Consider the following 26,881-nt stretch of genomic DNA (forward strand, 5'->3'; position numbering starts at 1 on the left):
GAGGGGGCCAACCTGGTTCTGTCGGGCACCAACGGCTCGGTCGCCAATGTGATCGGCGACGACAGCGCCCAATCGGTGACGATCGATGGCGCGCTCACCGGCGGGGTCTCGCTGGGCGGCGGCGACGACAGCCTGACGATGCATCTCTCGGGGCTGCTCGACGGCGCGCTCGACGGCGGCGCGGGCAACGACACGCTCAACCTGACCCTCGACGGCGCTTCGAGCATCAACGGCATGTTCGGCTTCGAGACCGCCAACATCACCGGCGCATCGCCGCTGACGCTGACCGGCGATTTCGGCGCCAACCAGCGGATCAACTTCGCCGGCAACAGCGACAACGAGCTGATCGTCGGCGCGGGCGCGACCTTCGCCGGCACGGTCGACGGCGGCGCCGGGCACGACCTGCTCCGCGTGCAATCGGGCGATGCGCAGACCCGCACGGTCGTCGCCTCGCAAATCCTCTCGTTCGAGGATCTGATCTCCGAAGGCGCCGGCACGCTGGCGCTCACCGCGGGCAATTACAGCTTCGAGAATGTCGCGGTGAACGGCGGCAATCTCGAGCTCGGCGCGGGGACCACGCTCGGCACCAATCATGGCGTGATCTTCGACGGTGCCGACAACCGCTTCACCCTCGGCTCGGGCGCGTCGGTCGTCGGGCGGGTCGACGGCGGCGCCGGCAACGACACGCTTGCGCTGGTCCAGGGAGCGGGCACCACCCGCCTGCTCAGCACCATCGACTATTCCGGGTTCGAGCGGCTCGAATCCTCGGGCAGCGGCAATGGCGAGCTGCGCATCGACCGCAACGCCAGCTTCGCGAACGGCGTCGGCCTCGATGGCGGGGTGTTCAACGTCGTGACCGGCAATACGCTCACCGCCACCGTCGCCGGTGGCGCCAACCGCGAGAGCCTGATCGTCGGCGGCCGCATCGAGGGCGATGTCGATCTCGGCGCCGGCGACGACTATCTGACGATCGCGGGCGCCGGCACGATCACCGGCACCCGCTCCGGCGGCGACGGCACCGACACGCTCGTGTTCAACACCAGCGGCACCTATGCGGCGCCGACGGTGTTCGACGCGGGCAGCTATGCGAGCTTCGAGGCGCTCAACGTCGAGGGCGGGGTGGTCTCGTTCACCGGCACCGGCAGCTACGCGGCGATCAACATCGCCGGCGGGCGGCTGATCGGCCAGGCGGGCAGCGTGATCACTGCGACCAGCCCGATCCAGGTCTCGCGCGGCGCGACCTTCGGCTCGGCGGGACGGGTCAATGGCGACATCATCGTCTCGGGCACGCTGTCGCCTGGCGCCTCGCCGGGGACGATGACGGTCAACGGCAACGTCAACTTCCAGCCGGGCTCGAACCTGCTGCTCGAGGTCTCGCCGACCGCGAGCGACCTGCTCAACATCTCGGGCACGCTGAGCATCGCCAACGGCGCGACGATGGACATCACCGGCGTGCTCCACGGCACTCCGGGCAACCGGCTCGACCTCGTCGTCGCGCAGGGCGGGATCAACGGCCGCTTCACGACGATCAACAAGTCGAACGACATCTTCGGCTTCGTCGTCCAGAACGGCAACCGGCTGCAGATCCAGAGCGAGTTCCTGAACGGCGACTATCCGACCAACATCGGCGCGAGCATCGATTACGCCAATGAAGTGCTGCGCGGCGGCTATGGCGTGCAGGCCTTCACCGCGGCGCTGCCGGTGCTGGTCGACGCGCAGGGCGCGATCCAGCAACAGGCTTTCGCGCAGCTGACTCCCGAGCCCTATGGCTCGGCGATCCAGCTCGGCGAGGAGAACAGCCTGCTGCTCGTCGACGGCGTCCATGGCGCGACCGCGACGCGGGGCGAGGGCGAGGGGCTCTACACCTTCGGCCAGTTCCTCGCCGGGCGCGCCGACGTCAAGGCGACCAACGGGCTGAGCGGCGCTTCGGCGTCGCGCGTCAACAATCGCGGCTTCTTCGCCGGGCTCGGCTATGGGATCGGCGGGGGCACGCAGATCGGCGCGTTCGTCGGCGGGCTCGACAGCCAGCAGCGGATCGAGTGGCTGGGCGCGAAGACCGAGCTCGACGCGCTGGCCGCGGGCGTGTTCGGCGATACCCGCCTCGGCGGTCTCGGGCTGCACGGCCTCGTCGGCCTCAACGGCGGCAAGGCCGAGACCAGTCGCCGTCTGCTGGTGAACAATCACACCGGCAAGGCGAAGTACGACCTGACCAGCTGGATCGCCGATCTCGGCGTCGACTATCAGGTCCGTCTCGGGGCGTGGACGCTCGCGCCCAAGCTGGGCGTGACCTATGTCCGCACCAGCCGCGCGGCCGCGGCCGAGCAGGGCCTCGGCGACTTCAGCCTGTCGGTCGACAAGGGGCATCGCAACAGTTGGTTCGGCGAGGCGGCGGTCGCCGCGACGGGCAGCTTCGATCTCGCCGGCGCGAAGCTCACGCCCTATGCCCAGGTAGGCGTCCGCCAGCTGATGGGCGACGCGCGGGTGCCGGTCACCGGCCAGTTCACCGGCGCCGGCAGCAAGATCACCGTCGACGGGATCGAGCGCGAGGGCACCGCGCTGCGCGTCGCGCTTGGCCTCGGCATCGACCTGAGCGAAGGCGTGCGGCTGCAAGCCGGCTATAGCGGCGAATTCACCGGCACCGAGCGCAACAGCGTGATGGGAGGCCTGAGCTTCCGCTTCTGATGTTTACCCCTTGAGCCCCGAGGGGTCGCCGGTGACACGGTCCGGGTTTCGATCCGGGCCGTGTCATTGCGTTTCGCGTTGGTCGCGCCCGCGGCTGCGTTGATCGCCGTCGTCGCGGCACCGCCCGCGCTGGTCGCGCACCGGTCGTCGGCGTCGATCGGGCCCTTCTACACCTCCGGCGGACGCTCGTGTCCGGAAGCTGGAGAAAGAACATGTCGAGAAATGCATCCCGCAGCGCGCTGCTGCTGGGACTGTCGCTGGCCTGCATGGCCGCGCCCCCGTCGCTGGCGCAGGACGTGCCCGATCCAGCCGAGCAGCAAGTGACCCAGCCGGCGGAAGCCGCGGCGGTCGATCCGTGCGCGGTGCCGAAAAAGAAGAAGAAAAAGGGCCTCGGGCTCGGCGGGCTGCTCAAGGCCGCGCGCTCGTCGGGGCTGGCCAACATCGGCATCGGCGGGATGGGCAAGGGCGGCGCGCTGGCCAACGCCGCGATCGGCACGGCGGCGTCGCTCAGCGAGACCGCGGCGGCGAATGCGGCGGCGAAGCAGGCGGAGAGCGGCTGCTGAAGTGCGGGCGGGGCGATGGTGGCGGAGAGGGTGGGATTCGAACCCACGGTGGGCTTGCACCCACGGCGGTTTTCAAGACCGCTGCCTTAAACCACTCGGCCACCTCTCCGCTCAGCCCCCGCTATCGCGGCGCGCGGCAGGATGCCACAAAATCTTGACCGAACCCCGTCGCGGGGGGCTTCATGCCCGCGTCCGGCTGTGGCACACCATGCGCATGTTCGGTTTGCGTGCGATGCTCGGGAAAGCGGCGGTTCTGGCCGTGGCGGTGGTGGCGGCGGGTCCGGCGGCGGCGCCCGCCGTCGCGCAGGACGAGGCCGGCTTCCAGGCCTATCTCCAGACGCTCGGCCGCCAGGCGCTGGCGCAGGGCGTGACGCGGCGCACGGTCGACCTCGTCATCCCGACGCTGACCTACAATGCCCGCGTCGTCGAGCTCGACCGCCAGCAGCCCGAGCAGCGGCCCAATGCGCCGATCTCGAACTTCGAACCCTATCGCGTGAAGCATGTCGACGCCGCGCGGATCGGGCAGGGGCGCGCGGCATGGCAGCGCGTGCGGCCGCGGCTGGCGCGGATCGAGCGCGAGACCGGCGTGCCCGAATCGATCATGGTGGCGATCTGGGGGCACGAGACCGCGTACGGCAAGGTGATGGGCGGGTTCGACCTGCCGCGCGCGCTCGCCAGCCTCGCCTATGAAGGGCGCCGGCGCGACCTGTTCGCGAGCGAGTTCATCGCGACGCTCAAGATGATCGATCGCGGCGTGCCGCGCGAGAAGCTGGTCGGCAGCTGGGCCGGCGCGTTCGGCGGGCCGCAATTCCTGCCGAGCGTCTATCTGCGGCTCGCGGTCGACGGCGACGGCGACGGGCTCGCCGACATCTGGAGCAGCGAGGCCGACACGCTCGCCTCGATCGCCAATTATTTCGTCAATGCCGGCTGGCGGCCGGGCCAGCCCTGGGGAGTCGCGGTGCGCGTGCCCGAGGGGTTCAACCGCGCCGCGGTCGCCGGACGCACCACCTCGCCGCGCTGCCCGCGGGTGTTCGAGCGCCACAGCCGCTGGAAGACGATCGCCGAATGGCGCGCGCTGGGGCTGACGCCGCAGGGGCGCGGCTGGCCGGCCGACAATGTCCAGGCGACCTTGCTCGAGCCCGACGGCCCGGGGCGGACCGCCTATTTGCTCACCGGCAATTATCGCGTGATCCTCGACTATAATTGCTCGAATTTTTACGCATTGTCGGTAGGCCTGCTCGCCGATGAAGTCGAACGCTAGCGCCGTCGCTGCCCTTCTCCTCCTCGCCGGTTTCGGCGGGGCCGGAGCCTTTGCCACCCCCGCGCCGGACGGTCAGAGCGCGCCGGGCGCCAGCTATCCGGTTCCCGGATCGGCGCCGGCCCAGCCCCGGCCCGCTGCGCCGCGGCTCGATTATGCGCAGGATGCCGATCCGACCGCAGGCATCGAAGGGCCGCGCGGTTCATCGCAGCGCGCGCCGGGTGAGCAGCGCTACGACGAGGTCGGCTATGCCACCGTCGCCGAGATCGGCGCGGGCGTCACCGCGGTGCATGCCGGCTTGCCGGTCGACACCCTCGTCGAAGTGACCTCGCTCGAGAATGGCCGGACGATCGTGGCGCTCGTCACCGCGACCGATCCCGGCGCGGCCAAGCCGATCACCCTGTCGGTGGGCGCCGCGCGCGAGCTCGGCCATGCCGAGAGCGGGCAAATGCCGGTGCGCGTCCGGCGCGTGGCGGCGGCGCCGGGCGACCTGCTCGCGCTCCGCTCGGGCAAGCCTGCGCCGGCGCGCCCCGATACGCCGCCGGTGCTGCTCAATGCATTGCGCAAGCATCTCGGCCCGCCCGCGACGACGTCGCTCGCCAGCGAAGTACGGACCGCGCCTGCGCGGCCTATGCCGGCGGCGCGCCCGGCCGCAGCGCCGCCGCGCGCGGCACGGCCCGTCGCGGCCACGGGCTTCTACGTGCAGATCGCCGCACTTTCTAACGCCGGCAACGCGCAAGCGCTTGCGCGGAGGCTCGGCGGGTCCGTAAAGCAGGGTGGAGGGCTCTATCGCGTGCAGCTCGGGCCGTTCGCCACACGGGCGCAGGCCGAAGCAGCGCGGGGCGGGGCCGCACGCGCGGGTTATGGGGACGCGCGCGTACTCGCCGTCAACTGAGTAACCCGGGGACCCGGACATAATGAAGAAGCTGACCGCCGCCTCGATCCTGGCGCTCGCCGTCGCCTGGCCAACCACCGCGCAGCAGAGCCCGCCCTTCGATACGCCGGCGCCGATCGCCTATCTCGAGGATCTCTCCTCGGGCGCGGTGCTCTACGCCAAGGACGCCGATCGCCGCATTCCGCCGGCATCGATGGCGAAGATGATGACGGTCTATGTCGCGTTCGACCTGATCAAGAAGGGCGAGCTCAAGCTCAGCGACACCGCCCCGGTCCGCCCCGAGACGTGGAAGAAATGGCATTCGCAGGGCTCGACGATGTTCCTCGCGGTCGGCGAGAATCCGCGCGTCGAGGATCTGCTCAACGGCATCGTCACGCTTTCGGGCAACGACGCCTGCGTCGTCCTCGCCGAGAAGATCGCCGGCACCGAGGAATCGTTCGTCAATCTGATGAACCAGCGCGCGAAGGAGCTGGGGCTGAGCAACAGCCAGTTCGGCACTTCGAACGGCTGGCCCGACGAAGGCCGCACCTTCGTCACCGCGCGCGACCTCGCGCACCTCGCCAAGGCGACGATCGAGCACCATCCCGAGCTCTACAAGCAGTTCTACAGCCGCACCAACTTCACCTGGGGCAAGACGCTCGGCGCCGGCGCCGACATCACCCAGGGCAATCGCGATCCGCTGCTCGGCCGCGTCCAGGGCGCCGACGGGCTCAAGACCGGGCACACCGAGGAGGCAGGCTATGGCTTCACCGGATCGGCGCAGCAGAATGGCCGCCGGCTGGTGATGGTGATCGCCGGGCTCGACAGCTATGGCGGCCGCGCCGAGGAATCGGTGCGCTTCATGGAATGGGGCTTCCGCTCGTGGAAGCCGCTGCCGATCGCCTCGAAGGGCAAGCGCATCGGCGAGGTCGAGGTGCAGGGCGGCGGCGCGGGCAGCGTCGGCGTGGTCGCGCCGCGCGACCTCAATGCGACGGTTCCTGCCGGCACCTCGCCCAGGATGACCGGCAAGCTGGTCTATCTCGGCCCGGTCAAGGCGCCGATCAAGGCCGGGCAGCACGTCGCCGACCTGATCGTCGAGACGCCGGGCATGCCGACCCAGACGCTGCCGCTGGTCGCCGAGGCCGATGTCGGCGAGGCGGGCTTCTTCCGCCGCGTGTGGCTGGGGCTGACCTCGCTGTTCGGGTGATCGCCGGCGTCGTCGCGGCGATATCTTTCCCCGTCATCCCCGCGAAAGCGGGGACCCATCTCCTGCGCCGCCGCGATCGCACCGGTGCGTTTGAGGATCATCCGGGCGATGGGGCCGCGCTTTCGCGGGGGTGACGATTTGAAGGAGACGCTCGCGGCCTGAGATCCCGGCTTTCGCCGGGATGACGGTTGGTGTCTAAGGTGACCATGCTCCTCGGCAACGAATCCGCCCGTGACGCGCTCGCCGCCGCGATGGCCAGCGGCGTGCTCCACCATGCCTGGCTGATCGCCGGGCCGGAGGGCGTGGGCAAGGCCAGCTTCGCGCGGATGGCGGCGGCGCGGATGCTCGCCGAGGCCGCCGAGCCGCACAGGCTCAGCCCCGGCTGGGAGGTGCCCGAGACGACCCAGACCGCGCATCTGATCGCGGCGGGGGCGCATCCCGATTATCGCGAGCTGGTGCGGCTGCCCAAGGACGCCGCCAAGCCCGACGAGGCGCTGGCCCGCTCTATCACGATCGCGCAGGTGCGCAGCCTCCAGCCGCTGTTCGCGACCAAGCCTTCGCTCAGCCAGCGCCGCGTGGTGCTGATCGATTCGATCGACGATCTCGAGCGCGGCGGCGCCAATGCACTGCTCAAGAATCTCGAGGAGCCGCCGGCGGGGACGATCTTCCTGCTGGTCAGCCACGCGCCGGGCCAGCTGCTGCCGACGATCCGCTCGCGCTGCCGGCTGCTGCGCTTCGATCCGCTGGCCGATGCGCAGGTCGCGACCGTCCTCCGCGATGCGCTGCCGCAGGCGAATGCCAGCGAGATCGAGTCGCTGGTCCGCGCGGGCGAGGGCTCGCCGGGGCGCGCGCTGGGCTTTGCCGGGCTCGACATCGCCGCGCTCGAAAGCGACATGGCGCTGCTCGCCGAGACCGGCGACCCCTCCAATGCGGTGCGCGCGCGGCTGGCGAAGCTGCTCGGCGCCAAGGCCGCGCAGCCGCGCTACGAGGCGTTTCTGGAGCGCGCGCCGGGCTTCATCGCCGCCCGCGCGAAGACGCGATCGGGCGAGCCGCTGCGCATCGCGCTCGATGCCTATGGCGCGGCGCGCGAGCTCGGCGGGGCGGCGATCGGGCTGTCGCTCGACGCCGGCGCGACAGTGTTCGAGATGGCCGGATTGATCGCGCGGCTCTCGTCGCGAACTGCTTGACGTTCACGTAAAGGTAAAGCTATAGAGCGGGCATGTCCGCTGTTGCCTTTCCTCTCGAGGCCCTGGCGCCTATCGAGCCGCGTTCCGAGCAGGACGCCTTCTCCATTTCCGATCTGTGCGCCGAGTTCGCGGTGACCCCGCGCGCGCTGCGCTTCTACGAGGACGAGGGGCTGATCGCCCCCGAGCGCCGCGGCACCCAGCGCATCTATTCGCATGCCGATCGCGCGCGCCTCGCCTGGATCCTGCGCGGCAAGCGCGTCGGCTTCAGCCTCGCCGAGATCAAGGAGATGATCGATCTCTACGATGTCGGCGAAGGGCGCCGCGTGCAGAAGCAAGTGACGCTCGAGCGCTGCCGCGACCGCATCCAGCTGCTCGAGAACCAGAAGCGCGACATCGACGCGCACATCGTCGAGCTCCAGCAATTCGTCGAGCTGCTCGAGAGCAGCGACGCTCACTGAGGAACCTGAAATGCCGCAATATACGCCGCCGGTGCGCGACACGCGCTTCATTCTGGATTCGGTGATCGGGCTCGAGCGCTACGCCAATCTGCCCGGCTTCCAGAACGCCACCCCCGATGTGGTCGAGGCGGTGCTCGAGCAGGGCGGCCAGTTCGTCGCCGAGGTGCTGTTCCCGCTCAACCATTCGGGCGATCAGCAGGGCTGCACGCGCCACGACGACGGCAGCGTGACCACGCCCGAGGGCTTCAAGGAAGCGTATAAGGCGTTCGTCGAGAGCGGCTGGGGCACGCTGAGCGCGCCGGCCGAGTTCGGCGGGCAGGAGATGCCGCACGTCGTCTCGACTGCGTTCCAGGAATATATGATCTCGGCCAACATGGCGTTCGCGATGTATCCCGGCCTGACCCACGGCGCGATCGCCGCGCTGCTGGTCAAGGGCTCGGACGCGCAGAAGGCCAAATATGTCCCGAAGATGATCTCGGGCGAGTGGGGCGGCACGATGAACCTCACCGAGCCGCAGTGCGGCACCGATCTGGGATTGATCAAGACGCGCGCCGAGCCGCAGGCCGATGGCTCGTTCCTGATCACCGGCACCAAGATCTTCATCTCGTCGGGCGAGCACGACCTGACCAGCAACATCATCCACCTCGTCCTCGCCAAGACCCCCGGCGCGCCCGAGAGCACCAAGGGCATCTCGCTGTTCGTGGTGCCCAAGTTCTTCGTGGGCGACGACGGCGCGCTGGGCGAGCGCAACGCGGTGTCGTGCGGCTCGATCGAGCACAAGATGGGCATCCACGCCAACTCGACCTGCGTGATGAATTATGACGGCGCCACCGGCTGGCTGGTCGGCGAGGAGATGAAGGGCCTCGCCGCGATGTTCATCATGATGAACGCCGCGCGCCTCGGCGTCGGGCTGCAGGGCCTCGGCGTCGGCGAGACCGCCTATCAGAACGCGGTGCAATATGCCGAAGACCGCCGCCAGGGCCGCGCGCTCACCGGCCCGGCCGAGCCGGGCGAGAAGGCCGACACGCTCTTCGTGCACCCCGACGTGCGCCGGATGCTGATGGAGGCCAAGGCGCAGACCGAGGGCCTGCGCGCGCTCTGCCTGTGGGGTGCGCTGCAGGTCGATCTCGAGCATGCCGCCGCGAGCGAGGAGGAGCGCCAGCTCGCCGCCGATCTGGTCGGGCTGCTCACCCCGGTGATCAAGGGCGTCGGCACCGATATCGGCTACAAGGTCGCGACCGACAGCCAGCAGGTCTATGGCGGCCACGGCTACATCGCCGAATGGGGCATGGAGCAATATGTCCGCGATGCCCGCATCTCGATGATCTACGAAGGCACCAACGGCGTGCAGGCGATGGATCTGGTCGGCCGCAAGCTCGCGATGAACGGCGGCCGGGCGGTCCAGGCGTTCTTCAAGCTGGTCGCCGAGGAAGCCGGTGCCGCCAAGGGCGACGAGAAGCTCAAGGGCTTCGCCGAGGCGCTCGAGAAGGCGCTGGGCCATCTCCAGGGCGCGACGATGTGGCTGGCGCAGAACGGCTTCCAGAACCCCAACCATGTCGGCGCGGGGGCCTATCCGTATATGCAGCTCACCGGCACCGTCGCGCTCGGGCTGATGTGGCTGCGCATGGCCAGGGCGGCAAACGAGGCGCTCGCCGCGGGTGGCGGGAACGCGAAGTTCTACGAGGCCAAGCTGGTCACTGCGCGCTTCTATGCCGAGCGCTTCCTCCCCGATGCCGGTGCGCTCCGCCGCAAGATCGAGAGCGGCAGCGACACGGTGATGGCGCTCGACCCGGAGATGTTCCGCGCGGCCTAGCCATAAACCGGACATGAAGCGCCTCCACCATCGAAGCGTAGGAGGAGGCGCTTCATGTCGGCAATGGTTCTGATCGCTCTGCTGCTGGCGCTGCCGCAGGACTTCAATCCGACCGAGGATCGCGAGCGGACCGCAGGCGATTCGTGGTTGGCCAGGGCAAGCGAATGGAACCGCGACCCCGAGCCCTCGCTGGCTTCGGTCAATGGCGAGGCGATGCGTTTCTCTGCCACTCCGGCGCTGCGGGGAGGAGAGGCGATCATCGTCACCATCGTGCCGGATCGGCAGGGCGATGCGATGGCGACGATCGGGGTTCGTAAGAGGACCTGCTACGACGATCGGGCTACCGGGTGCCGGCTCGTCGCCTCGCGAAGCGCGCCTTTCGCGTTCTGCATCGAAGGCGATTGCAGCTATCACCGCATCGCGCAGCGCGTTCGCGCGTTGTTGTTCGACCCGGCAAGGATGCGGCAGCCCGGTGGCGAGCCGGTGATCTGCATGGACGGTCCGGGGTACCTCACCGAATTCCGCGAAGTGGGGCAGACCTATAATCTCTCCGGCTTTTGCGGTGAGCGGCACCCGAACAATGTGATCTATCAGATTGTTCGGCAGGGCGCCGGCAAGCATTGGCCGCAAACCCCCTATCTCGAATGAGGCCCAACGCGCGACGGCATGAAGCCGCTTGAGGCGCGGGCAAGGGCATAGCATGATCGGGCGATGCGCCTGTCCATCGTGCCCTTGCAGCCTCTCGAACCCGGTCAGCTGAACGTTCTGCGCGCCCGCGGCGCGGTGATGGCGCTCGGCCTGCTCGTCCCCGCCGCCGTCGTCGAGATCGCGCTCGCCGATCGCTTGCCGGTGCACGGCGTCCTCGCCGGCGTGGCGCTGCTGCTCGGCATCTGGCTGGCGATCGTCGCGCCGCCGCGGCGCTGGCGGCATTGGGGCTATGCCTTTACCGGCAGCGAGCTCCACGTCGCGCATGGCTGGTGGACTCAGGTCCACACGATCGTCCCCGTCGTGCGCGTCCAGCATATCGACGTGGCGCAGGGGCCGCTCGAGCGCGGGTTCGGCGTGGCGCGGCTGATGCTGCACACCGCCGGCACCGACCAGACCGTGGTGGCCTTGCCCGGCATCACCCGCGCGACCGCCGAGGAAATCCGCGACGCGATCCGCGCGCGGATCGGCAGCGCGGCGTGAACGACGAAGCGCCGCGCCGGGTCCATCCCGGCACCGTCGTGATCGGCCTCGTCAAATCGGCGCCGTCGACATTGTTCGCGCTGCCGGCGATGCTCGCCTTCGGGGGCGAGCTGGGCATCGGCCTGGTGCTGCTGCTGACGCTCGCCGGTGTCGCGGCGCTGACCTTCTTCGCCTGGCTGAGCTGGTGGCAGCTGCGCTATCGCCTCACCGCCGATGCGTTCCTGATCGAGAGCGGCGTGCTCCATCGCAGCCGGCGCTCGATCCCGCTCGAGCGCGTGCAGGACGTCTCGATCGAGCAGAAGCCGCTCGCGCGGCTGCTGGGGCTGGCGCTGGTGCGGATCGAGACCGGCGGCGGCGACAAGGACGAAGCGACGCTCGACAGCGTGACGCTCGCCGAGGCGCGCCGGCTGCGGCTGGCGCTGCGCCGCGGTCCGGCCGTGGCGGCGGGCGAGGCCGGCGCGGCGCCCGAAAGCGCGGCGGATGCCGGCCGAGCCTTGTTCGCGATGCCGCTCGCGCGGGTGCTGCTCTACGGGCTGTTCAACTTCTCGCTGGTGTGGCTCGCGGCGATCTTCGCCTTGCTCCAGACCGTCGACGACGTGCTCAAGTTCGATTGGCAGGCGCTGATCGGGATCGCCGGGCGCGAGGTACGCAGCCATCTGACCGTGACCGCGGGACTCTCGGTGCTCGCGGTCGCGCTGGTGCTGGGCGTCGCCGCCGGGCTGCTGCGCACGCTGGCCCGCGAATATGGCTTTCGCCTCGATGCGCGCGAGGGGCGCTTCAGGCGGGTTCGCGGGCTGCTGACGCGCAGCGAGGTGGTGATCGTGCGGGCGCGGGTGCAGCTGGCGCTGATCCGCCGCGGCGCGATCAGCGGGCGGCTCGGCTGGCGGAGCCTCGATTTCCAGACCCTCGGCGGCAGCGACGACCGTTCGGGCCGGCAGGAAATGGCGCCGTTCGCGCGCGAAGCGGAAATCGAGCGGGTGATCGACGCGGCCGGGCTGCCGCGTTTCGAGGCCGATGCGCTGATACCGGTATCGCGTGGGCACATCGTGCGCGCGGCGCTGCGGCACGGGCTGCCGGTGGTGCTGGCCTTCGCGATCGGCGGGGCTTTCCTGCCCTGGCTGTGGCTGGGGCTGGCGCTGGTGCCGATCCCGGTCGGGGTGGCGCTGCTCCAGCGGCGCCGGCACCGCTATGGGCTGCGCGATACCAGCGTGCAGGTGACGCGCGGCGTATTGTCGCAGCGCGAGTGGATCGTGCCCTATGATGCGATCCAGACGGTGTCGGTCCGGCGGAGCTGGCTCCAGCGCCGGCTGGGGCTCGCCACGGTGGCGATCGATACCGCAGGCGCACGGGGTTTCCACCGCCCCGACATCGCCGATGTCGCCGCGCCGATCGCCGCCGAGCTGGCGCCGGCGCTGCTCGCCCGCGCGCTTGCCTAGTTGGTGGGCGTCGGCGTCGGCTTTGGCGGCGTCAGGGTGAAGCTGACCGGCGGCTTGAGCGTGGTCGGCGCCGGCGAATCGCTCTTGCGGCGCACCCCGGTGAGGCCGGCCGGGCCCGGAACGGTCAGTGGCGCGGCGGCGGGAAGCGTCCCCGGCGTCGGGGCCGGTGCCGGTGCGTTCAACGACGCGACCGGCGGCTGGACGCGCATGCACTGGATCGGGCTCGGACGCTTGAACTGCTGGCAGTTCCACAGCGCCTTGGCGTAGCCCTGCGCCTGATCGCGCAGATAGCTGAACGACAGCGCCGCGGTTTGGGCGGGCGTGGCGGGAAGCTTCGCCGGCTTCTGCTTCGGATCGGTCCACGCCATGAACTTGCAGTAGAGTCGCTCGCCGCAGGTCTTGATCGCCAGCGCGGCGAAGGCGTCGGGGTTCATCTTCCTGTCGAGCACGACGAGGAAATGATTGGCGTCGAGCCCGGCGCCGACTGCGTTGGGCACGGCGCTGTCGGGGATCGTCGCGGGATCGATGATCGAGCCGTCGCCCTGCAGCGCCGCCTCGAGCGGGTTGGTCTCGCTGCCGATATGGACGTTCGACAGCCGCGCCATTTGCGGGATGTTGGGCTCGACCCCGGCATAGCCGCGGGTGAACGCCGGCGGCGTGCCCCACCAGCCCGCCCAGCGGAAGAACAGATGCGTGTCGACCGCGGTGATCTTCTCGAGGCTCGCGCTCCAATAGGGCACCACCCAATTGGTGTGATAATGGGTGGCGTGGCCGACCGGGCGGTAGACCGAGCCGGTGAGCGCCAGCCGCGCGACGTCGCGCGCGCGCTGCCACGCGGCGGCGCCCGGCGAATAGCGCAGCATCGCGCCGTCGCAGGTGAAGGTGAACTGGCAGCCGGTGCTGCGCTCCGATCCCTGGAAGACGACGCCGCAGATCGTCTTGGGGAAGGCGGGGTGGCGCATCCGGTTGATGATCACCTGATCAACCGCGCGCTGGCCTTTGGCGTCGTCGCCGGCCTCGTAATAGCCCGCCGCGGCGAGGCAATCGATCGCGCGGGCCTGACTGTCGGCGGCGCCGGAGAGACGGAAGGCGCGCGCGGCCGGATTGGGCAGGCGCGAGAAGGGGATCGCGGCGTTGATCTCGCGCGCGTCGTCGGGCGCGACGGCCTGCAGCTTGACCGGCTCGACCGGGGGCAGCTCCTGTTTGGGTACGACGCGCTTCGAGATCACCACCGGGGTGCGGTTGTGCACCACGACGCGCGGCGCCTTGAGCACGATCACCAGCGGCACGGCGATCGCGGCGAGCGCGAGCAGCGCCAGCAGGATCCGCAGCCACACCGCCATCGGGGCGCGCGGCAGCGGCGCGGGCGCGAGCGCAGCGTCATGGGACTGCATCAGCATCGTGCGCGGCCGCTCAGCCCCGGAGCGCGTGCGCGCGCGGGGTCAGGACGACAAGGCAGGGGCGTACGGACAAAAGCTGCTCCAGAAGCGGGGTCGCCGCCCATAACGCAACAAGCGCCGTTTTGGAACCATTGCGCCGCCGAAACGCCGCGAAGGTCGGTTCAGTTGTTGGTTCGACCCGACTCCCTCCCTCTCCCCGCAAGCGGAGAGAGGGAGACGTGAGATCAGCTCTCGGGCAGGAACTCGGGGACGCTCAGATAGCGCTCGCCGGTATCGTAGTTGAAGCCGAGCACCCGGCTGCCATCGGGAAGATCGGGGAGCTTCTGGAGGATCGCGGCGAGCGTCGCGCCCGACGAGATGCCGACCAGCATGCCTTCCTCGCGCGCGGCTCGGCGCGCCATGTCCTTGGCGACCCCGGCATCGACCTTGATCACGCCGTCGATCGCGTCGCCATGGAAATTCTTCGGGATGAACCCCGCGCCGATGCCCTGGATCGGATGCGGCCCCGGGGTGCCGCCCGAGATCACCGGCGAGAGCTCGGGCTCGACCGCGAAGACCTTGAGGTTCGGCCAGCTCTTCTTGAGCGTCTCGGCGACGCCGGTGATGTGCCCACCGGTGCCGACGCCGGTGATGATCACATCAAGCGGGCCATCGGCGAAGTCGTTCAGGATTTCCTGCGCGGTGGTGCGGACATGCACCTCGACGTTCGCAGGGTTTTCGAACTGCTGCGGCATCCATGCGCCGTCGGTCGACTCGACGATCTCCATCGCGCGCTCGATCGAGCCCTTCATGCCCTTCTCGCGCGGGGTGAGATCGAAGGTGGCGCCATAGGCCAGCATCAGCCGGCGGCGCTCGATGCTCATGCTCTCGGGCATGACGAGGATCAGCTTGTAGCCCTTGACCGCGGCGACCATCGCGAGCCCGACGCCGGTATTGCCGCTGGTCGGCTCGACGATCGTGCCGCCGGGCTCGAGATCGCCCGATTTCTCCGCCGCCTCGACCATCGCCAGCGCGATGCGGTCCTTGATCGAGCCGCCCGGATTGGAGCGCTCGGACTTGATCCACACCTCGGCGCCGGGGAACAGCTTCTGCACGCGGATGTGCGGCGTGTTGCCGATCGTCTCGAGGATCGTGTTCGCCTTCATGTCGTCATCTCCTTGGGAGGCACTTCGAGATTGGCCGGAGGATCGAAGGTGCGAGCCCGCCTGAGCTCGGGAAATAGCTTGGCCCATAGCGCCGTGACAAGGACCGCGCCGATGCCGCCGCCGATCACCGCGGCGATCGGCCCGATCAGCGCGGCGAGGAAGCCCGACTCGGCTTCGCCCAGCTCGTTCGAGCCCGAGATGAACAGCGTCGACACCGCGCTGACGCGGCCGCGCATCTGATCGGGGGTGTAGAGCTGGATCAGCGACTGGCGGACATAGACCGAGACCATGTCGGCGGCGCCGAGCACGAAGAGCGCGACGAGCGAGAGCAGCACGGCGGGCGCGAAATCATGCCCGATCGCCGAGGGCCCGAGCCAGCCGACGAGCAACGGTGCCGAGGCGCCGAAAACGATCGTGGCGAACCCGAAGATCGCCACCGCGAGCAGCATCTTCTTGCCGACCTCGGTGCGCAGCGGACGCCACGAGAAGAACAGGCCGATCGCCACCGCGCCGAGCGCGGGGGCGGCGCGGAGATGGCCGAGCCCGGCAGAGCCCACCTGGAGGATGTCGCGCGCATAGACTGGCAGCATCGCCGTCGCGCCGCCGAGCAGCACCGCGAACAGATCGAGCGAGATCGCGCCGAGCACGAGCCGGTTGCGGCGGACATAATGGAGCCCGTCGACCATCTGCGCCCAGGGGCTGCCGGTGAACTTGATCGCGGTGCGCGGCACCGGGGTGATCAGCAGCAGCATGACGAGCGCGAGCGCGAACAGCCCCGCGGCGACGAAATAGGGGACCGAGGGGCCCGCGGCATAGAGATAGCCGCCCATCGCCGGGCCGATCACCGTGCCGATCTGCCACGAGGTCGAGCTCAGCGCGATCGCGGTGGGCAGACTCTCCTTGGGCACCAGATTGGGTGCGAGCGCGCCGAGCGCGGGGCCGGCAAAGGCGCGCGCGACACCGAGCAGAGCGGCGACGCCGAACAGGGCGGGGAGGGTGATCGTGTCGGTCCAGGTCAGCCAGGCGAGGGTGAGCGCGCAGAACGCCTCGAGCGCGAGCGCCGCGCGGGCGATCCAGCGACGATCGACGCGATCGGCGAGCCAGCCGGCGAACAGCGAGAGCACGAGCAGCGGCAGAAACTGGGCGACCCCGATCAGCCCGAGCTGGAAAGACGCCGCCTTGATCCCCATCGACTGACGGGCGATGTCGTAGACCTGCCAGCCGATCACGATCACCAGCGCCATCTGGCCGAGCGTCGCGGCGAAGCGGGCGATCCAATAGGCACGGAAATTGGCGACGGCGAAGGGATGGACCGACATGGCGGCTCTGTGGCGCGTCGCGCGCTGCGCCGCAACGCCGGAATGGCTTTGCCGCGAAATAGTTCGGCGGCAGCGCACGGAACCGCGGCGCCCGCCCGCGGTTATCACGCCAGCGAAATCAACCTGTCGGAGAGATCAAATGGGCAAGGGCATCCTGTTGTGGCTGCTGGGAATTCCGCTTCCCATCATCATCCTGCTCCTGCTCTTCTGGCACTAGAAGGCGCGGGCCGCGTGCGGATCAGACCGGGAGCTTGATGCCCTCGAAGAGCACGCCGCGAATCTCCCAGGCTTCGGCGGCGTAGCTCTCGCGAGTGGGGCCCAAGCGCGAGCCATCGGGCTGGACCGGGAGCAGCGGGACGATCCGTACCGCCTCGGCCTCGATCCTCGTGCGGATGCGCTGCATCAGCTGCCCGACGCCGCGACGATAGGTCTCCCATTGCGCGCCCGGCGGGGGTCCCTGCCAGCGCGCGACATGCTCGCGATAATCGGACATCAGACTGGCGGTCTCGACGCTGGCGAGCGCCGCGGCCTGCTGGGCGTGGACGCGGCGATCGCTCATCATCGGGCCGTAGATCGTCGATTCCATCTGGGCGAAATGGAGCAGCAGGTCGCGGGTGAAGGCCCAGCGCTTGTCGGCGAAGCTCACCTCGGGCGGCGGCGGTTCGCCCGCGGCGAAGCGTTCGACTGCATCGACATTGGCGAGGATGCGGACATGACTGGCAAGCAAACGATCGACGGGCATCCGGGGAACTCTTGATACTTACACCCCTGTAAGCCCGATCTAGCTGATCCCGGATGAACGCGCGGCTCCGGGGAAGGCCGTAATGGTGTTGGTACGGAAGCGGCGTGATATCCGTAGCCGCACTGGTCTTGCTGCACTGCGGCATTGGTAATATATTGGACCGGATGTACCGCAGCGAACCTGATCCGATGACCGAGACCGCCCCTGCCACGCGGATGCCGATCCTCTTCGAGGCGATCGTCCGCACCTTGTGCATCGAGGCAACCTATAATGGCGGCCATGTGCTGCTCGCGCCGCATGTCGCCTTCACCCGGCACGGCGAGGTCTATATCGGCGCGACCACGATCGAGCGCGACGGACAGCCGCCGCGCGAGGAGAAGATCGGCCTGTTCAAGCTGACCGGGCTCGGCGCCTTCGCGCTCACCGAGCGCAGCTTCGTGCCGAGCGCGACCTTCGACCCCGCCGACGAACGCTTCGCGGCCGAGACCCTGCTCGCGGTGGAACGCCCCGCGGCCTGATCCCGGCCCGAGGCCTCAGCGGCAGCGCACCTGCTGCTGGTTGCGATCGATCGACGCGCCCGCGGCACCGCCCGCGATCGCGCCGAGCAGCGTGCCCACCGTGCTCGAGCGGCGCCCGGCGATGATGTTGCCGAACAGGCCGCCCGCCGCGGCACCGACGATCAGCCCGGTCGTGCCGTCGCTGCGCTTGCAATAATAACGCCCGTCATTGCCGCGATAGACGCGGTCGTCCTGCGCCAGCGTGCGCTCCTGATAGTTGCCCGCGCGATAGTCGCGCGCCGGATCGTAATTGGGATCGTCGTCGTAGCGATTGTCCTGATAGCGCGGATCGGGCCGGTCGTCGTACGCGGGGCGCGTGGTGCGCGAGCGGCGATAGCGATCGACCGCGGCCTGATATTGCTCATATTCGTTGTCGAAGCGGCGCTGCGCGGCGTCGAAGCGCGCCTCCTCGTCCTGGTAGGATCCGCCGCTGTAGCGGGTGCTCGTCTGCGCCGATGCGGGCGCGGCGACGACGAGCGCCGCGGCGAGCGCCGCGAGGCTGGTGATGGTCTTCATATGGGGCTCTCCTCCTCGAATGTCTTGATACGGTCAGCAGTGCCGAAACGTTCCGGCAAAATGGGTGAAGCGGGGCTGAACATCGCGGTATCGCGCCGAATTTCCGGTGCTGCGGCGGGGAAGGTCAGGCGAATTGCGGCCGATGCGCCATTTCCGCCCTAACGCTGCGGCAAGTCGATCTTGATCGCGTGCGTCGGCCACGGGATCGTCAGCACCACCACCGCCGAGGCCGCCGCGGCGATCGCCCAGCCATAGCGCTTCGCGCGAAAGTCGCGTACCGCCTGCGCGATGCAGTAGACCACCACGGCGAGCAGCGCGGCGATCCAGAACAGGTTGGCGTGCATGGTCGAGCTCCGCTCTCTCTAGCCGCGGGGCGGCGTCGAGCGACGAGCCAAGCAGACCGGATCGTGCATTGCAAGGACGGCAGGGGCGGCGCGGATCAGCGCGAACAGTCCTTCACCAACAGGTCGAATCCTTCGCCGAGATCGGCGGCGAATTCGTTGTCGGGGAATTCGAGGATCGAGCGGACGCCATCGGGCTTCTTCGCGATCAGCTCGAGCTTGAACGGACCGTCGCGGCGGATTTCGGCGACGCCGCTCCAGTCGACGCGCCAGCTGCGCGCGGACTTCGCGTTGCCGTTGAGCTTCTCGACCGGCGTCGCGAACTCGGTCACGCAGCGGCGCAGCGTCTTGCTGGTGGTGAGGGTGCGGACGAGCAGCGAGGTCTTCTTCAAATCGTCGCGGACCTGGGTGATGGTGATCTCGTCATGCGGTTCGGCGAGCGCGGCGTCGAGCGTCTGCTGGACCGCCTCGATGCTGGGCGGCGTCTGCGCGGCGGCGGGCGTTGCCGCGGCGGCGAGCAGGGCGGCGAAACTGGCAGAAGTGGCGCGGATCATGTTGAACTCCCCCCGGATCATGGCGGGTGTTAGCATGGCGCGCCGGGCTTGCCAGCGGCTGAACGAGGGGGCTCAGCCGGCGGGGCGGGGCTGGTCGGTATGGCGCAGCACCCACGCGCGGGCATGCGCGGCCTCAGGGCGTTGATAGACTTCGTAGTGCACGCCGGGGATCAGCGCGCCCTCGATCCTCGAGGTGATCCGCACCCATGGCGCGTCGGCGACGATAGCGACGCGCTCGATCTGGCGGATCATGCGGAAGACGAGGGGGAGGCGCTTGAGCTCCTCGGCGATCACCGAGAGGGAAACCGAAGCGGAGCCGCGGACATCGGCGAGGATGTCGAGCTGTGGCATGTCGTCGAGGATCGCGGCCATCTGGTTGAGGGCGGTGGCGACATCGGCGGCGGTGAAATGGCCTTCGGCGACGATCTCGATCGCGCGGGGGGAGAGGGCGGTTATGGTGAGCATGGGGATAGAACGCGCGGGTGCCGGACGCGTGCCCGTGCCTAGAGCTGTTCGATGGCGATCCCCAGTTGCAGCGCGGCGTCCCCCATCGCACGATCGAGTGTCACGAGCGACAGGCCGCCGCTCTGCGCGATCGCGAGGTGCAGCGCGTCTCCGGCGCGCAGGCCAAGGTCGGGCCGATCGCAAAAGGCCGCGGCAGTCTCGAAATGCTCGGGCATGACGGCAATGTCGGCGAGGCTGGCCTCGCGGAACCGCCGCCAGTCATTCCATGCTGCGACGCGCTGCTCGAGCGTGAACGCGCCGGTCCGGACCTTGATCGACAATGCACTGGAAAGCTCGGTCGCGACCCAGCCGCTGCACAGGATCGATGCGTCGGCATGATCGCCCAGCCAGCGCCAGATGCGCTCGCTGTGCGGCTCCTGGGTGATCGACGCGACCGCGGCCGAAGTGTCGAGGTAGAACATCAATAGCCGCTGTCGCGCATCTTGCGGATCAGGTCGGCAGCGCTTTCGTGCTGGTAGGGGAGTCGGTTCGCCGCGACGCGGAGCGCGGCGACGTCGACCGGCTTCTTCTCGGGCAAAGGCGGGACCAACCGCGCGGCAGGCTTCCCGCGCCGGACGATCTCGATGCTCTCGCCGGCCTCGACCCGATCGACGATCTCGCTGAGGCGTGCTTTGGCGTCGGCTAGGTTGATGCGTTCCATGGCGCGGCGAGGCTCCTGACTAGATTGGTGACTATACCACAGGAATCAATCCAACTATATACCGTGGCGCTTGCAAGGAACGCTTATGTCTTTTGATTTCCTTTCAGTCGGCTCAGGCGATCTCGCGGACCCGATAGCAGATCTACCGGGCGCTCGCGGTGAACGGGTGCTAGCATTCAGAAACGGCTTAACTTCTGAAGCAACGGGAGGATCGATGGACGCTTCGGTGTATCGGACCCTTCGAGCCGAATTTATGGGCGATCCTGCCACCGCGACCTTAATGCCAAAGTTCATCAGGGCATGTTCTGATACCGGAGACTTCTGGCAGTTCATCAAGCATGAATTCTCTACATATAGAGAGCGCCAAGACTTTCTAAGGGCGGAATTTCCGCCGCTAATAGACTATCTAGAGAAAGAGCCCGCACCTGCTTCGGAGGGGATTTCCCAAGCGCTTGAAGCTTTCGATGAGCACGGAGTAGGAGCCGCGTGGCGTAAGGCCCTGAAGCGCGTGCATGACGATCCAGAGGGAGCCATCACGGCAGCTAGGACGCTACTTGAAACCGTCTGCCTGCACATTCTTGAGCACGGTGCTGAGTCCGATGCGGTTCATGTCAGCGCAACCGATCTTCCGAAGTTATACGCGCTCGTTGCTAAAAAGATAAATTTGGCGCCGTCCCAACACACCGAAAGTGTTTTCAAACAGATATTAGGAGGGTGCTCGGGTGTTGTCGAAGGACTAGGGGCACTCAGGAATCGAGTCGGTGATGCGCACGGTCGGGGCAAGAGACCGGTTCGCGTGCAGTCCCGTCATGCGACGCTTGCCGTAAATCTCGCCGGCACCATGGCAGTGTTTTTGATTGAGACTTTCAATTCTAGTCTTGGTAGCAAGCAGTCGAGCTAAGTCACCCCACGCTCACAAAACTATCCATAACCCGCTTCCTCCCCGCCACCTCGAAGTCGATCTCTAGCTTATTCCCCTCGATCTCCGCGATCGTCCCGTAGCCGAACTTCTGGTGGAACACGCGCATCCCCAGCGACAGGTCGGCGCGCGGCTTGGCGCCGAAGCTCACCGCGCTGGCATGGCTCTCGAGCACGCGGGCGGGTTCGCGCGAGAAGGTGCGTTGGGTGAAGCTGCCGCCGGGGTTCCTCGTGTCCACCCCCGCGGCGCGTTGCCAGCCTGGGCCGCGGCCGGTGCCGCGGCCGACATCGGCGAAGGGATCGGCGCGCTCGGACCAGTTGGCGCGCCACAGGCTCTCGCCGCCCGACATCGTCGTCTCGCTGTCGACATGCGCCTCGGGCAGCTCGGCGATGAAGCGGCTCGGCAGGCTGCTCGTCCACTGGCCGTAGATGCGGCGATTGGCGGCGTGGAGGATCGTCGCCTGGCGGCGGGCGCGGGTGATCGCGACATAGGCGAGGCGGCGTTCTTCCTCCAATGAGGCCAGCCCGCCCTCGTCGAGCGCGCGCTGCGAGGGGAAGATGCCTTCCTCCCAGCCGGCGAGATAGACGGTGTCGAACTCGAGCCCCTTGGCGGCGTGGATCGTCATGATCGTCACCTTGGGCTCCTCGGCGCTCGCCTCGTTGTCCATCACGAGGCTGACATGCTCGAGGAACGCGCCGAGCGACTCATATTCCTCCATCGCGCGGACGAGCTCGGAAAGATTCTCGAGCCGGCCCGCGGCCTCGGCGGTGCGATCGGCCTGCCACATCGCGGTATAGCCGCTCTCGTCGAGGATGATCCGCGCCAGCTCGGGATGCGACAGGCCGTCGCCCATGCTGCGCCAGCGGGCGATGTCGCCGATCAGGTTGCCGAGGCTGCGCCGCGCCTGCGGGGTGAGCTCGTCGGTATCGAGAATGCGCGCGCTGGCAACGGCGAGCGGCAGCCCCTCGGCGCGGGCGAACTGGTGGACCTTGGCGAGCGCCTTGTCGCCGAGGCCGCGCTTGGGGACGTTGACGATGCGCTCGAAGGCGAGATCGTCGGCGGGCTGCGCGACGATGCGGAGATAGGCGAGCGCGTCGCGGATCTCCTGACGCTCGTAGAAGCGGAAGCCGCCGATGATGCGATAGGGCAGGCCGATCGCAATGAAGCGGTCTTCGAACTCGCGGGTCTGATGCTGCGCGCGGACGAGGATCGCCATGGCGTCGAGGCTCATGCCGCCGCGCTGGAGGCTCTCGATTTCCTCGCCGACGCGGCGCGCCTCTTCGGGGCCGTCCCAGATGCCGAGCACCTTGACCTTCTCGCCCTGGTCTTTCTCGGTCCACAGGGTCTTGCCGAGGCGGCCGCCATTATTGGCGATCACGCCCGAGGCGGCGGCGAGGATATGTGGCGTGCTGCGATAATTCTGCTCGAGCCGGATCACCTTCGCGCCCGGGAAATCCTTCTCGAATTTGAGGATGTTCTCGACCTGTGCGCCGCGCCAGCTGTAGATCGACTGGTCGTCGTCGCCGACGCAGCAGATATTCTTGCGCTCCTGCGCGAGCAGGCGGAGCCAGAGATACTGGACGCTGTTGGTATCCTGATATTCGTCGACAAGAATGTAGCGGAAGCGGTTCTGATAGTGCTCCAATACGTCGCGGTGCTTCTTGAGGATCACCAGCATGTGGAGCAGCAGATCGCCGAAATCGCAGGCATTGAGCGCGCGCAGCCGATCCTGATAGGCGGCGTAGAGCGCCTGGCCCTTGCCGTTGGCAAAGGCTTCGGACTCGCCGGCATCGATATCGGCGGGAGTAAGGCCCTTGTTCTTCCACTGGTCGATCAGTCCGGCGAGCTGGCGCGCGGGCCAGCGCTTCTCGTCGAGATTGGCCGAGACGATGAGCTGCTTGAGCAGGCGGAGCTGATCGTCGGTGTCGAGGATGGTGAAGTTGGACTGGAGCCCGACCAGCTCGGCATGACGACGGAGCATCTTCGCGCCGATCGCGTGGAAGGTGCCGAGCCACGGCATGCCTTCGACCGCCTCGCCGACGAGCCGGCCGACGCGCTCGCGCATCTCGCGCGCGGCCTTGTTGGTGAAGGTCACCGCGAGCAGCTCCGAGGGGTAAGCCTTGCGCGTCCACAGCAAGTGAGCGAGGCGCGCGGTGAGCGCGGCGGTCTTGCCGGTGCCGGCGCCGGCGAGGACGAGCACGGGGCCTTCGGTGGTGAGCACCGCCTCGCGCTGGGGCGCGTTGAGGCCCTGGAGATAGGGGGCGTCGTCAGGGGCGGGCGCAGGGAGAGTCATCGGCGAACAGGTAGGGAACGCAGCGCTTCGGAGCAAGTTGCTTCGCGGCGGCGGCGAGGCTAGGGCGGTGGCATGTGGCGCAACCGCAAACTCAGGCTCGGCCTCGTGCTGGCGATCGCCGTCTTCGCCGCCTTTTACGCGTGGCGGACCAACCAGGTCGAGACGCGGCAAAAGCCGTGCGAGCCGGGGCGGCACGAGGAGAAGGACGCCAGCGGCAAGATCGTCAAGGTGACGCGGACGACCTGTTTCGAGACGTGATACCCACAGCATGTTGAGAGCGGTGTCATCACTCTGTCACGAAGCTGGATCACCTCCGCTTCCATCATGGCCACGCTCGCACTGGACCAGGCCCCCACGGTGGAAACGCCGCGGCCTTCGCGATTCGACTACAAGACCCATCCCTTCGCCAGGCTGCTCTTCGCGGGCCTGCTGGTGGGCGGGATGGCCTATGCGGGGTGGAGCGTGCTCGCCGACACGCGCGGCGTGGGCGAGCAGCTCGAGCTCGGCGTGTTCGCCTTTCTCGCGCTGGCGCTGCTGATCGCGCTGGGGTTCGAGTTCGTCAACGGCTTCCACGACACCGCCAACGCCGTCGCGACGGTGATCTACACCAATTCGATGCCCGCCCATTTCGCCGTGGTCTGGTCGGGCTTCTTCAACTTCCTCGGGGTGATGGTGTCGAGCGGCGCGGTCGCCTATTCGATCATCACGCTGCTGCCGGTCGATCTGATCCTCAATGTCGGCTCGGCCTCCGGCTTCGCGATGATCTTCGCGCTGCTGCTCGCCGCGGTGCTGTGGAACCTCGCGACCTGGTATGTCGGGCTGCCCAATTCGTCGTCGCATACGCTGATCGGCTCGGTGCTCGGGGTCGGCTTCGCGAACCAGCTGATCCAGGCCGGATCGCGCGGCGGCACCGCCGGGGTCGACTGGAGCCAGGCGCAGAAGGTGCTGACCGGGCTGTGGATGGCGCCGCTGATCGGCTTCTTCGCGGCGCTGCTGCTGCTGCTGGTGATGCGCGCGGTGATCCGTCGGCCCGACCTCTACAAGGCGCCCGAGGGCGACAAGGCGCCGCCGCGCGGGGTGCGCGCGCTGCTGATCTTCACGTGCACCGCGGTGTCGTTCAGCCACGGCTCGAACGACGGCCAGAAGGGCATGGGGCTGATCATGCTGATCCTGATCGGCTGCGCGCCGACCGCCTATGCGCTCAACCGCACGCTGCCGACGAGCGCGACCCCCGCTTTCGTCCAGACCGCCAACACCGCCACCGCGGCGTTCGACGCACGCAGCGGCGGGATCGTGATGGCGCCCGACCAGGCGCGCGCGACGCTGACCGTTGCGCTGCAGACCCGCAAGGTCGAGGGCCCCGAGGTCTTCGCCGCGCTCGACAGCCTGTCGGCCGATCTCACCCAGCGCGTGGCCAGCTATGGCTCGCTGAGCAAGGTGCCCGCCGAGGCGACGTCGAACGTGCGCAACGACATGTATCTGGTGCTCGACACGACAAAGCTGGCGACCAAGAAGCCCGACAGCTTCACGCCCGACGAGCTCAAGGCGATCAAGGCGTTCCAGGCCAGCCTCGAGGCCGGCACGCGCTTCATCCCGCTCTGGGTGAAGATCGTCGTCGCGATCGCGCTCGGGCTCGGCACGATGATCGGCTGGAAGCGGATCGTGATCACCGTCGGCGAGCGGATCGGCAAGCAGCACATGACCTATGGCATGGGCGCCACCGCCGAGCTGGTCGCGGCGGGGACGATCCTGACGGCCGACCGGTTCGGGCTGCCGGTATCGACCACGCACATCCTCTCCTCGGGCGTCGCCGGCGCCTCGGTCGCCAACGGCCAAGGGCTGCAGGGGCGGACGATCGCCCAGCTCGCCGCGGCGTGGCTGCTGACCCTGCCGGCGGCGATGGCGCTGTCGGGCGGGCTCTACTGGTTAATGCTCACCGTGGTGAAGGCCTCGGGGCAGGGCTGAGGCTGCGGCGGCGCCGCGCACGCGGCGGCAACGTCCGATTCACGATCTTCTGCCACGCTTCCGCGATCGGGGAGTGAGGACAGCATGTCGGACGCGGTGCGCCGTCACCAGATATTGGCCGCAATGCTGGCGCTGATGGCGCCGTGCGGATGCAGCCCGGCAAAGATTCCGGCTTCGGTGCCCGGGCAGCGCGCGGAGAATCCGTCGGGCCCGTCGGCGGAACGGGAAGCCGAGACGCGGGAAGCCGCGGCGCGCCGGCTCGCCACGGTCGCCGCGTCGGGGCGAGGCGATCCGATCGCCGAAGCCACGCGCGCGGCTTCGACGGGGGACTTCCGCTTCGTCGGCTATTCGATGCTCGTCCCCGGGCTATTCCCCGCCGCCTATGGCGTGATCTGCCGGCCCAGCGTGGTCTCGCAGGACAGGCGGCTGGTCGGGCCGGTTTTCGGGGCAAGCGACGTGATGGGCTCGGCGGAGGAGATGGCGAAGGAACGGGCCACCGCGGAAAATTTCGACCGCTTCGGCAAGCGCTACAATGCAGCGCTGCTCGCCGATCGGCGCTATCCCTATCACGACCTTTGCCGCGCTGGATCAAGCGACTCGCGGGAACTCCGCGCCGAGCGGTTGCCGCCGCACCGCTACGGCTTCAGGGACCTCGTGCCGACCGATCGGCCAATCGATCCCGGGGAGGCCGCGCGTCGCGGCACGGCGGCCAGTCTCGACCGTCTGATCGCTTCGAAGCGCGCCGAGCTCGACAAAGCGGACATCCTCGGCATGACTCCACTCGGCTGGGCGGTCGCCTATCGGCGCGGCGCGGCGATCGAGGCGCTGCTCGGCGCGGGGGCCAGCCCGGCCGGCGCAGGGCGCGTCTCGGACCCGACCGCGCCGATCCAGATCGCGCGTGCGATGCAATGGCGCGCAGCCGTCGAGGCGATGTTGAAGCGAGCGCCTGCGCTGCGCGAAGCCGTCGAGGATCCGCCACGCTTGATCGAGCGATCGCGTGCCGGCCTCAATGCGGCCCTCGCGGCAACCGTCAAAGGCCGGGAAGCGCGTTTGGCGCCCGGCCCATCGACGGTCTACAAACTGACGGTGACGGTGAACCCCGAGGGTCAGGCGGCGAGCTGCCGGATCGCGCCGCTGACGGGCGCCGACGGACTCGACCGGGCGCTGTGTGGCGCGGCGCTCCGCGAGACGCGCTGGAAGCCGGGGCGAGGCGCATTTGGCGAGGCCGTGGCCGGCGTCGGCTCGCTCACCGCGCGGCTCGAGCCGCGGCGCCAGCCTTGACGATCAGCACCGCCGGGC

At 68.6% G+C, this 26,881-nt stretch carries 27 protein-coding genes and 1 tRNA gene; 16 read left to right on the forward strand and 12 right to left on the reverse strand.

Annotation, left to right across the window (positions count from 1 at the left end; genetic code table 11):
- The coding region (locus E5A74_RS00005; protein ID WP_135981581.1) for an autotransporter outer membrane beta-barrel domain-containing protein at nucleotides 1-2,682 on the forward strand (2,682 nt) is incomplete at its 5' end.
- Nucleotides 2,683-2,894: 212 nt separating this feature from the next.
- Nucleotides 2,895-3,245, forward strand: coding sequence for a hypothetical protein (locus E5A74_RS00010; protein ID WP_135981583.1), 351 nt, complete (start codon nucleotides 2,895-2,897; stop codon nucleotides 3,243-3,245).
- Nucleotides 3,246-3,264: 19 nt separating this feature from the next.
- On the opposite strand, the gene E5A74_RS00015 is transcribed toward E5A74_RS00010, so the two are convergent.
- Nucleotides 3,265-3,354, reverse strand: a tRNA-Ser gene (locus E5A74_RS00015).
- 123 nt (nucleotides 3,355-3,477) lie between these two features.
- On the opposite strand from E5A74_RS00015, the gene E5A74_RS00020 reads away from it, so the two are divergent.
- The 9 genes from E5A74_RS00020 to E5A74_RS00060 all read left to right on the forward strand — a co-directional run bounded on the left by E5A74_RS00020 (nucleotide 3,478) and on the right by E5A74_RS00060 (nucleotide 12,666).
- Nucleotides 3,478-4,506: a lytic murein transglycosylase gene (locus E5A74_RS00020; RefSeq protein ID WP_420822478.1), complete on the forward strand. Its 1,029-nt coding sequence runs from the start codon at nucleotides 3,478-3,480 to the stop codon at nucleotides 4,504-4,506.
- Complete coding sequence (locus E5A74_RS00025; RefSeq protein WP_135981585.1) at nucleotides 4,490-5,398, forward strand: SPOR domain-containing protein; 909 nt, start codon at nucleotides 4,490-4,492, stop codon at nucleotides 5,396-5,398. The genes E5A74_RS00020 and E5A74_RS00025 overlap by 17 nt, the downstream gene beginning before the upstream one ends.
- Nucleotides 5,399-5,420: 22 nt before the next feature.
- Nucleotides 5,421-6,584: a D-alanyl-D-alanine carboxypeptidase family protein gene (locus E5A74_RS00030; protein ID WP_135981587.1), complete on the forward strand. Its 1,164-nt coding sequence runs from the start codon at nucleotides 5,421-5,423 to the stop codon at nucleotides 6,582-6,584.
- Between the two features lie 200 nt (nucleotides 6,585-6,784).
- On the forward strand, nucleotides 6,785-7,771 hold the full coding sequence (locus E5A74_RS00035; protein ID WP_135983148.1) for an AAA family ATPase: 987 nt from the start codon (nucleotides 6,785-6,787) through the stop codon (nucleotides 7,769-7,771).
- 32 nt (nucleotides 7,772-7,803) lie between these two features.
- Nucleotides 7,804-8,229, forward strand: a complete 426-nt coding sequence (locus E5A74_RS00040) for a MerR family transcriptional regulator (protein WP_135981589.1) — start codon at nucleotides 7,804-7,806, stop codon at nucleotides 8,227-8,229.
- A 10-nt stretch (nucleotides 8,230-8,239) separates the two neighbouring features.
- On the forward strand, nucleotides 8,240-10,042 hold the full coding sequence (locus E5A74_RS00045; RefSeq protein WP_135981591.1) for an acyl-CoA dehydrogenase C-terminal domain-containing protein: 1,803 nt from the start codon (nucleotides 8,240-8,242) through the stop codon (nucleotides 10,040-10,042).
- A 54-nt stretch (nucleotides 10,043-10,096) separates the two neighbouring features.
- Nucleotides 10,097-10,690, forward strand: coding sequence for a hypothetical protein (locus E5A74_RS00050; RefSeq protein WP_135981594.1), 594 nt, complete (start codon nucleotides 10,097-10,099; stop codon nucleotides 10,688-10,690).
- A 78-nt stretch (nucleotides 10,691-10,768) separates the two neighbouring features.
- Nucleotides 10,769-11,230, forward strand: a complete 462-nt coding sequence (locus E5A74_RS00055; protein ID WP_135981596.1) for a PH domain-containing protein — start codon at nucleotides 10,769-10,771, stop codon at nucleotides 11,228-11,230.
- A complete protein-coding gene (locus E5A74_RS00060; RefSeq protein ID WP_135981598.1) occupies nucleotides 11,227-12,666 on the forward strand; it encodes a PH domain-containing protein in 1,440 nt (479 codons plus the stop codon). Before E5A74_RS00055 ends, E5A74_RS00060 begins: the two co-directional genes overlap by 4 nt.
- Here E5A74_RS00060 and E5A74_RS00065 read toward each other — a convergent pair.
- The 4 genes from E5A74_RS00065 to E5A74_RS00085 form a co-directional block, all read right to left on the reverse strand.
- Entirely contained in the window at nucleotides 12,663-14,060 is a 1,398-nt protein-coding gene (locus E5A74_RS00065; RefSeq protein WP_135981600.1) for a cell wall hydrolase, read from the reverse strand. The genes E5A74_RS00060 and E5A74_RS00065 overlap by 4 nt on opposite strands.
- A 230-nt stretch (nucleotides 14,061-14,290) precedes the next feature.
- On the reverse strand, nucleotides 14,291-15,211 hold the full coding sequence (gene cysK, locus E5A74_RS00070) for a cysteine synthase A (protein ID WP_135981602.1): 921 nt from the start codon (nucleotides 15,209-15,211) through the stop codon (nucleotides 14,291-14,293).
- Nucleotides 15,208-16,530, reverse strand: coding sequence for an MFS transporter (locus E5A74_RS00075; RefSeq protein ID WP_135981604.1), 1,323 nt, complete (start codon nucleotides 16,528-16,530; stop codon nucleotides 15,208-15,210). The genes cysK and E5A74_RS00075 overlap by 4 nt, the downstream gene beginning before the upstream one ends.
- Before the next feature lie 238 nt (nucleotides 16,531-16,768).
- The gene (locus tag E5A74_RS00085; protein WP_135981608.1) at nucleotides 16,769-17,272 is read right to left on the reverse strand and encodes a hypothetical protein; all 504 of its coding nucleotides are present in this window, start codon (nucleotides 17,270-17,272) and stop codon (nucleotides 16,769-16,771) included.
- Between the two features lie 188 nt (nucleotides 17,273-17,460).
- On the opposite strand from E5A74_RS00085, the gene E5A74_RS00090 reads away from it, so the two are divergent.
- Nucleotides 17,461-17,790 (forward strand): hypothetical protein, encoded by a 330-nt coding sequence (locus E5A74_RS00090; RefSeq protein WP_135983149.1) that lies wholly within the window; start codon nucleotides 17,461-17,463, stop codon nucleotides 17,788-17,790.
- Nucleotides 17,791-17,805: 15 nt separating this feature from the next.
- Here the strand turns inward: E5A74_RS00090 and E5A74_RS00095 are convergent, their stop codons facing one another.
- The 6 genes from E5A74_RS00095 to E5A74_RS00120 all read right to left on the reverse strand — a co-directional run bounded on the left by E5A74_RS00095 (nucleotide 17,806) and on the right by E5A74_RS00120 (nucleotide 20,405).
- On the reverse strand, nucleotides 17,806-18,345 hold the full coding sequence (locus E5A74_RS00095; RefSeq protein ID WP_135981610.1) for a glycine zipper 2TM domain-containing protein: 540 nt from the start codon (nucleotides 18,343-18,345) through the stop codon (nucleotides 17,806-17,808).
- A gap of 158 nt (nucleotides 18,346-18,503) precedes the next feature.
- Entirely contained in the window at nucleotides 18,504-18,689 is a 186-nt protein-coding gene (locus E5A74_RS00100) for a hypothetical protein (protein WP_135981612.1), read from the reverse strand.
- A 95-nt stretch (nucleotides 18,690-18,784) separates the two neighbouring features.
- Nucleotides 18,785-19,261, reverse strand: coding sequence for a hypothetical protein (locus E5A74_RS00105; protein WP_166745540.1), 477 nt, complete (start codon nucleotides 19,259-19,261; stop codon nucleotides 18,785-18,787).
- A 51-nt stretch (nucleotides 19,262-19,312) separates the two neighbouring features.
- The gene (locus tag E5A74_RS00110; RefSeq protein WP_135981616.1) at nucleotides 19,313-19,705 is read right to left on the reverse strand and encodes a SpoIIAA family protein; all 393 of its coding nucleotides are present in this window, start codon (nucleotides 19,703-19,705) and stop codon (nucleotides 19,313-19,315) included.
- 38 nt (nucleotides 19,706-19,743) lie between these two features.
- Nucleotides 19,744-20,166, reverse strand: a complete 423-nt coding sequence (locus E5A74_RS00115; protein ID WP_135981618.1) for a type II toxin-antitoxin system VapC family toxin — start codon at nucleotides 20,164-20,166, stop codon at nucleotides 19,744-19,746.
- Nucleotides 20,166-20,405, reverse strand: coding sequence for a type II toxin-antitoxin system Phd/YefM family antitoxin (locus E5A74_RS00120; protein ID WP_135981620.1), 240 nt, complete (start codon nucleotides 20,403-20,405; stop codon nucleotides 20,166-20,168). Before E5A74_RS00120 ends, E5A74_RS00115 begins: the two co-directional genes overlap by 1 nt.
- Nucleotides 20,406-20,490: 85 nt before the next feature.
- Between E5A74_RS00120 and E5A74_RS00125 the strand changes: the two genes are divergently transcribed.
- Nucleotides 20,491-21,306 (forward strand): abortive infection family protein, encoded by an 816-nt coding sequence (locus tag E5A74_RS00125; protein WP_135981622.1) that lies wholly within the window; start codon nucleotides 20,491-20,493, stop codon nucleotides 21,304-21,306.
- Nucleotide 21,307: 1 nt separating this feature from the next.
- Here the strand turns inward: E5A74_RS00125 and E5A74_RS00130 are convergent, their stop codons facing one another.
- On the reverse strand, nucleotides 21,308-23,617 hold the full coding sequence (locus E5A74_RS00130; RefSeq protein WP_135981624.1) for an ATP-dependent helicase: 2,310 nt from the start codon (nucleotides 23,615-23,617) through the stop codon (nucleotides 21,308-21,310).
- 72 nt (nucleotides 23,618-23,689) lie between these two features.
- Here E5A74_RS00130 and E5A74_RS00135 point away from each other — a divergent pair, with 72 nt between their 5' ends.
- The 3 genes from E5A74_RS00135 to E5A74_RS00145 all read left to right on the forward strand — a co-directional run bounded on the left by E5A74_RS00135 (nucleotide 23,690) and on the right by E5A74_RS00145 (nucleotide 26,863).
- Entirely contained in the window at nucleotides 23,690-23,875 is a 186-nt protein-coding gene (locus E5A74_RS00135; protein ID WP_135981626.1) for a hypothetical protein, read from the forward strand.
- A 66-nt stretch (nucleotides 23,876-23,941) separates the two neighbouring features.
- Nucleotides 23,942-25,582, forward strand: coding sequence for an inorganic phosphate transporter (locus E5A74_RS00140; protein ID WP_135981628.1), 1,641 nt, complete (start codon nucleotides 23,942-23,944; stop codon nucleotides 25,580-25,582).
- Between the two features lie 84 nt (nucleotides 25,583-25,666).
- Complete coding sequence (locus tag E5A74_RS00145) at nucleotides 25,667-26,863, forward strand: hypothetical protein (RefSeq protein ID WP_135981630.1); 1,197 nt, start codon at nucleotides 25,667-25,669, stop codon at nucleotides 26,861-26,863.
- Nucleotides 26,864-26,881: the final 18 nt, after the last annotated feature.

Origin of the sequence: Sphingomonas naasensis, from assembly GCF_004792695.1 — a bacterium.
In the GTDB taxonomy this organism is placed as follows: Bacteria; Pseudomonadota; Alphaproteobacteria; order Sphingomonadales; family Sphingomonadaceae; genus Sphingomonas; species Sphingomonas naasensis.

What these genes read in the sequence shown, in the direction of transcription:
- E5A74_RS00010 (WP_135981583.1), top strand. Translation starts at nt 2,895, where the DNA reads ATGTCGAGAAATGCATCCCGCAGCGCGCTGCTGCTGGGACTGTCGCTG.
- E5A74_RS00135 (WP_135981626.1), top strand. Translation starts at nt 23,690, where the DNA reads ATGTGGCGCAACCGCAAACTCAGGCTCGGCCTCGTGCTGGCGATCGCC.
- E5A74_RS00130 (WP_135981624.1), bottom strand. Translation starts at nt 23,617, where the DNA reads ATGACTCTCCCTGCGCCCGCCCCTGACGACGCCCCCTATCTCCAGGGC.
- E5A74_RS00100 (WP_135981612.1), bottom strand. Translation starts at nt 18,689, where the DNA reads ATGCACGCCAACCTGTTCTGGATCGCCGCGCTGCTCGCCGTGGTGGTC.
- E5A74_RS00040 (WP_135981589.1), top strand. Translation starts at nt 7,804, where the DNA reads ATGTCCGCTGTTGCCTTTCCTCTCGAGGCCCTGGCGCCTATCGAGCCG.
- E5A74_RS00065 (WP_135981600.1), bottom strand. Translation starts at nt 14,060, where the DNA reads ATGCAGTCCCATGACGCTGCGCTCGCGCCCGCGCCGCTGCCGCGCGCC.
- E5A74_RS00075 (WP_135981604.1), bottom strand. Translation starts at nt 16,530, where the DNA reads ATGTCGGTCCATCCCTTCGCCGTCGCCAATTTCCGTGCCTATTGGATC.
- E5A74_RS00105 (WP_166745540.1), bottom strand. Translation starts at nt 19,261, where the DNA reads ATGATCCGGGGGGAGTTCAACATGATCCGCGCCACTTCTGCCAGTTTC.
- E5A74_RS00030 (WP_135981587.1), top strand. Translation starts at nt 5,421, where the DNA reads ATGAAGAAGCTGACCGCCGCCTCGATCCTGGCGCTCGCCGTCGCCTGG.
- E5A74_RS00095 (WP_135981610.1), bottom strand. Translation starts at nt 18,345, where the DNA reads ATGAAGACCATCACCAGCCTCGCGGCGCTCGCCGCGGCGCTCGTCGTC.
- E5A74_RS00085 (WP_135981608.1), bottom strand. Translation starts at nt 17,272, where the DNA reads ATGCCCGTCGATCGTTTGCTTGCCAGTCATGTCCGCATCCTCGCCAAT.
- E5A74_RS00025 (WP_135981585.1), top strand. Translation starts at nt 4,490, where the DNA reads ATGAAGTCGAACGCTAGCGCCGTCGCTGCCCTTCTCCTCCTCGCCGGT.
- E5A74_RS00115 (WP_135981618.1), bottom strand. Translation starts at nt 20,166, where the DNA reads ATGTTCTACCTCGACACTTCGGCCGCGGTCGCGTCGATCACCCAGGAG.
- E5A74_RS00145 (WP_135981630.1), top strand. Translation starts at nt 25,667, where the DNA reads ATGTCGGACGCGGTGCGCCGTCACCAGATATTGGCCGCAATGCTGGCG.
- E5A74_RS00090 (WP_135983149.1), top strand. Translation starts at nt 17,461, where the DNA reads ATGACCGAGACCGCCCCTGCCACGCGGATGCCGATCCTCTTCGAGGCG.
- E5A74_RS00110 (WP_135981616.1), bottom strand. Translation starts at nt 19,705, where the DNA reads ATGCTCACCATAACCGCCCTCTCCCCCCGCGCGATCGAGATCGTCGCC.
- cysK (WP_135981602.1), bottom strand. Translation starts at nt 15,211, where the DNA reads ATGAAGGCGAACACGATCCTCGAGACGATCGGCAACACGCCGCACATC.
- E5A74_RS00050 (WP_135981594.1), top strand. Translation starts at nt 10,097, where the DNA reads ATGTCGGCAATGGTTCTGATCGCTCTGCTGCTGGCGCTGCCGCAGGAC.
- E5A74_RS00125 (WP_135981622.1), top strand. Translation starts at nt 20,491, where the DNA reads ATGTCTTTTGATTTCCTTTCAGTCGGCTCAGGCGATCTCGCGGACCCG.
- E5A74_RS00140 (WP_135981628.1), top strand. Translation starts at nt 23,942, where the DNA reads ATGGCCACGCTCGCACTGGACCAGGCCCCCACGGTGGAAACGCCGCGG.
- E5A74_RS00045 (WP_135981591.1), top strand. Translation starts at nt 8,240, where the DNA reads ATGCCGCAATATACGCCGCCGGTGCGCGACACGCGCTTCATTCTGGAT.
- E5A74_RS00120 (WP_135981620.1), bottom strand. Translation starts at nt 20,405, where the DNA reads ATGGAACGCATCAACCTAGCCGACGCCAAAGCACGCCTCAGCGAGATC.
- E5A74_RS00020 (WP_420822478.1), top strand. Translation starts at nt 3,478, where the DNA reads ATGCTCGGGAAAGCGGCGGTTCTGGCCGTGGCGGTGGTGGCGGCGGGT.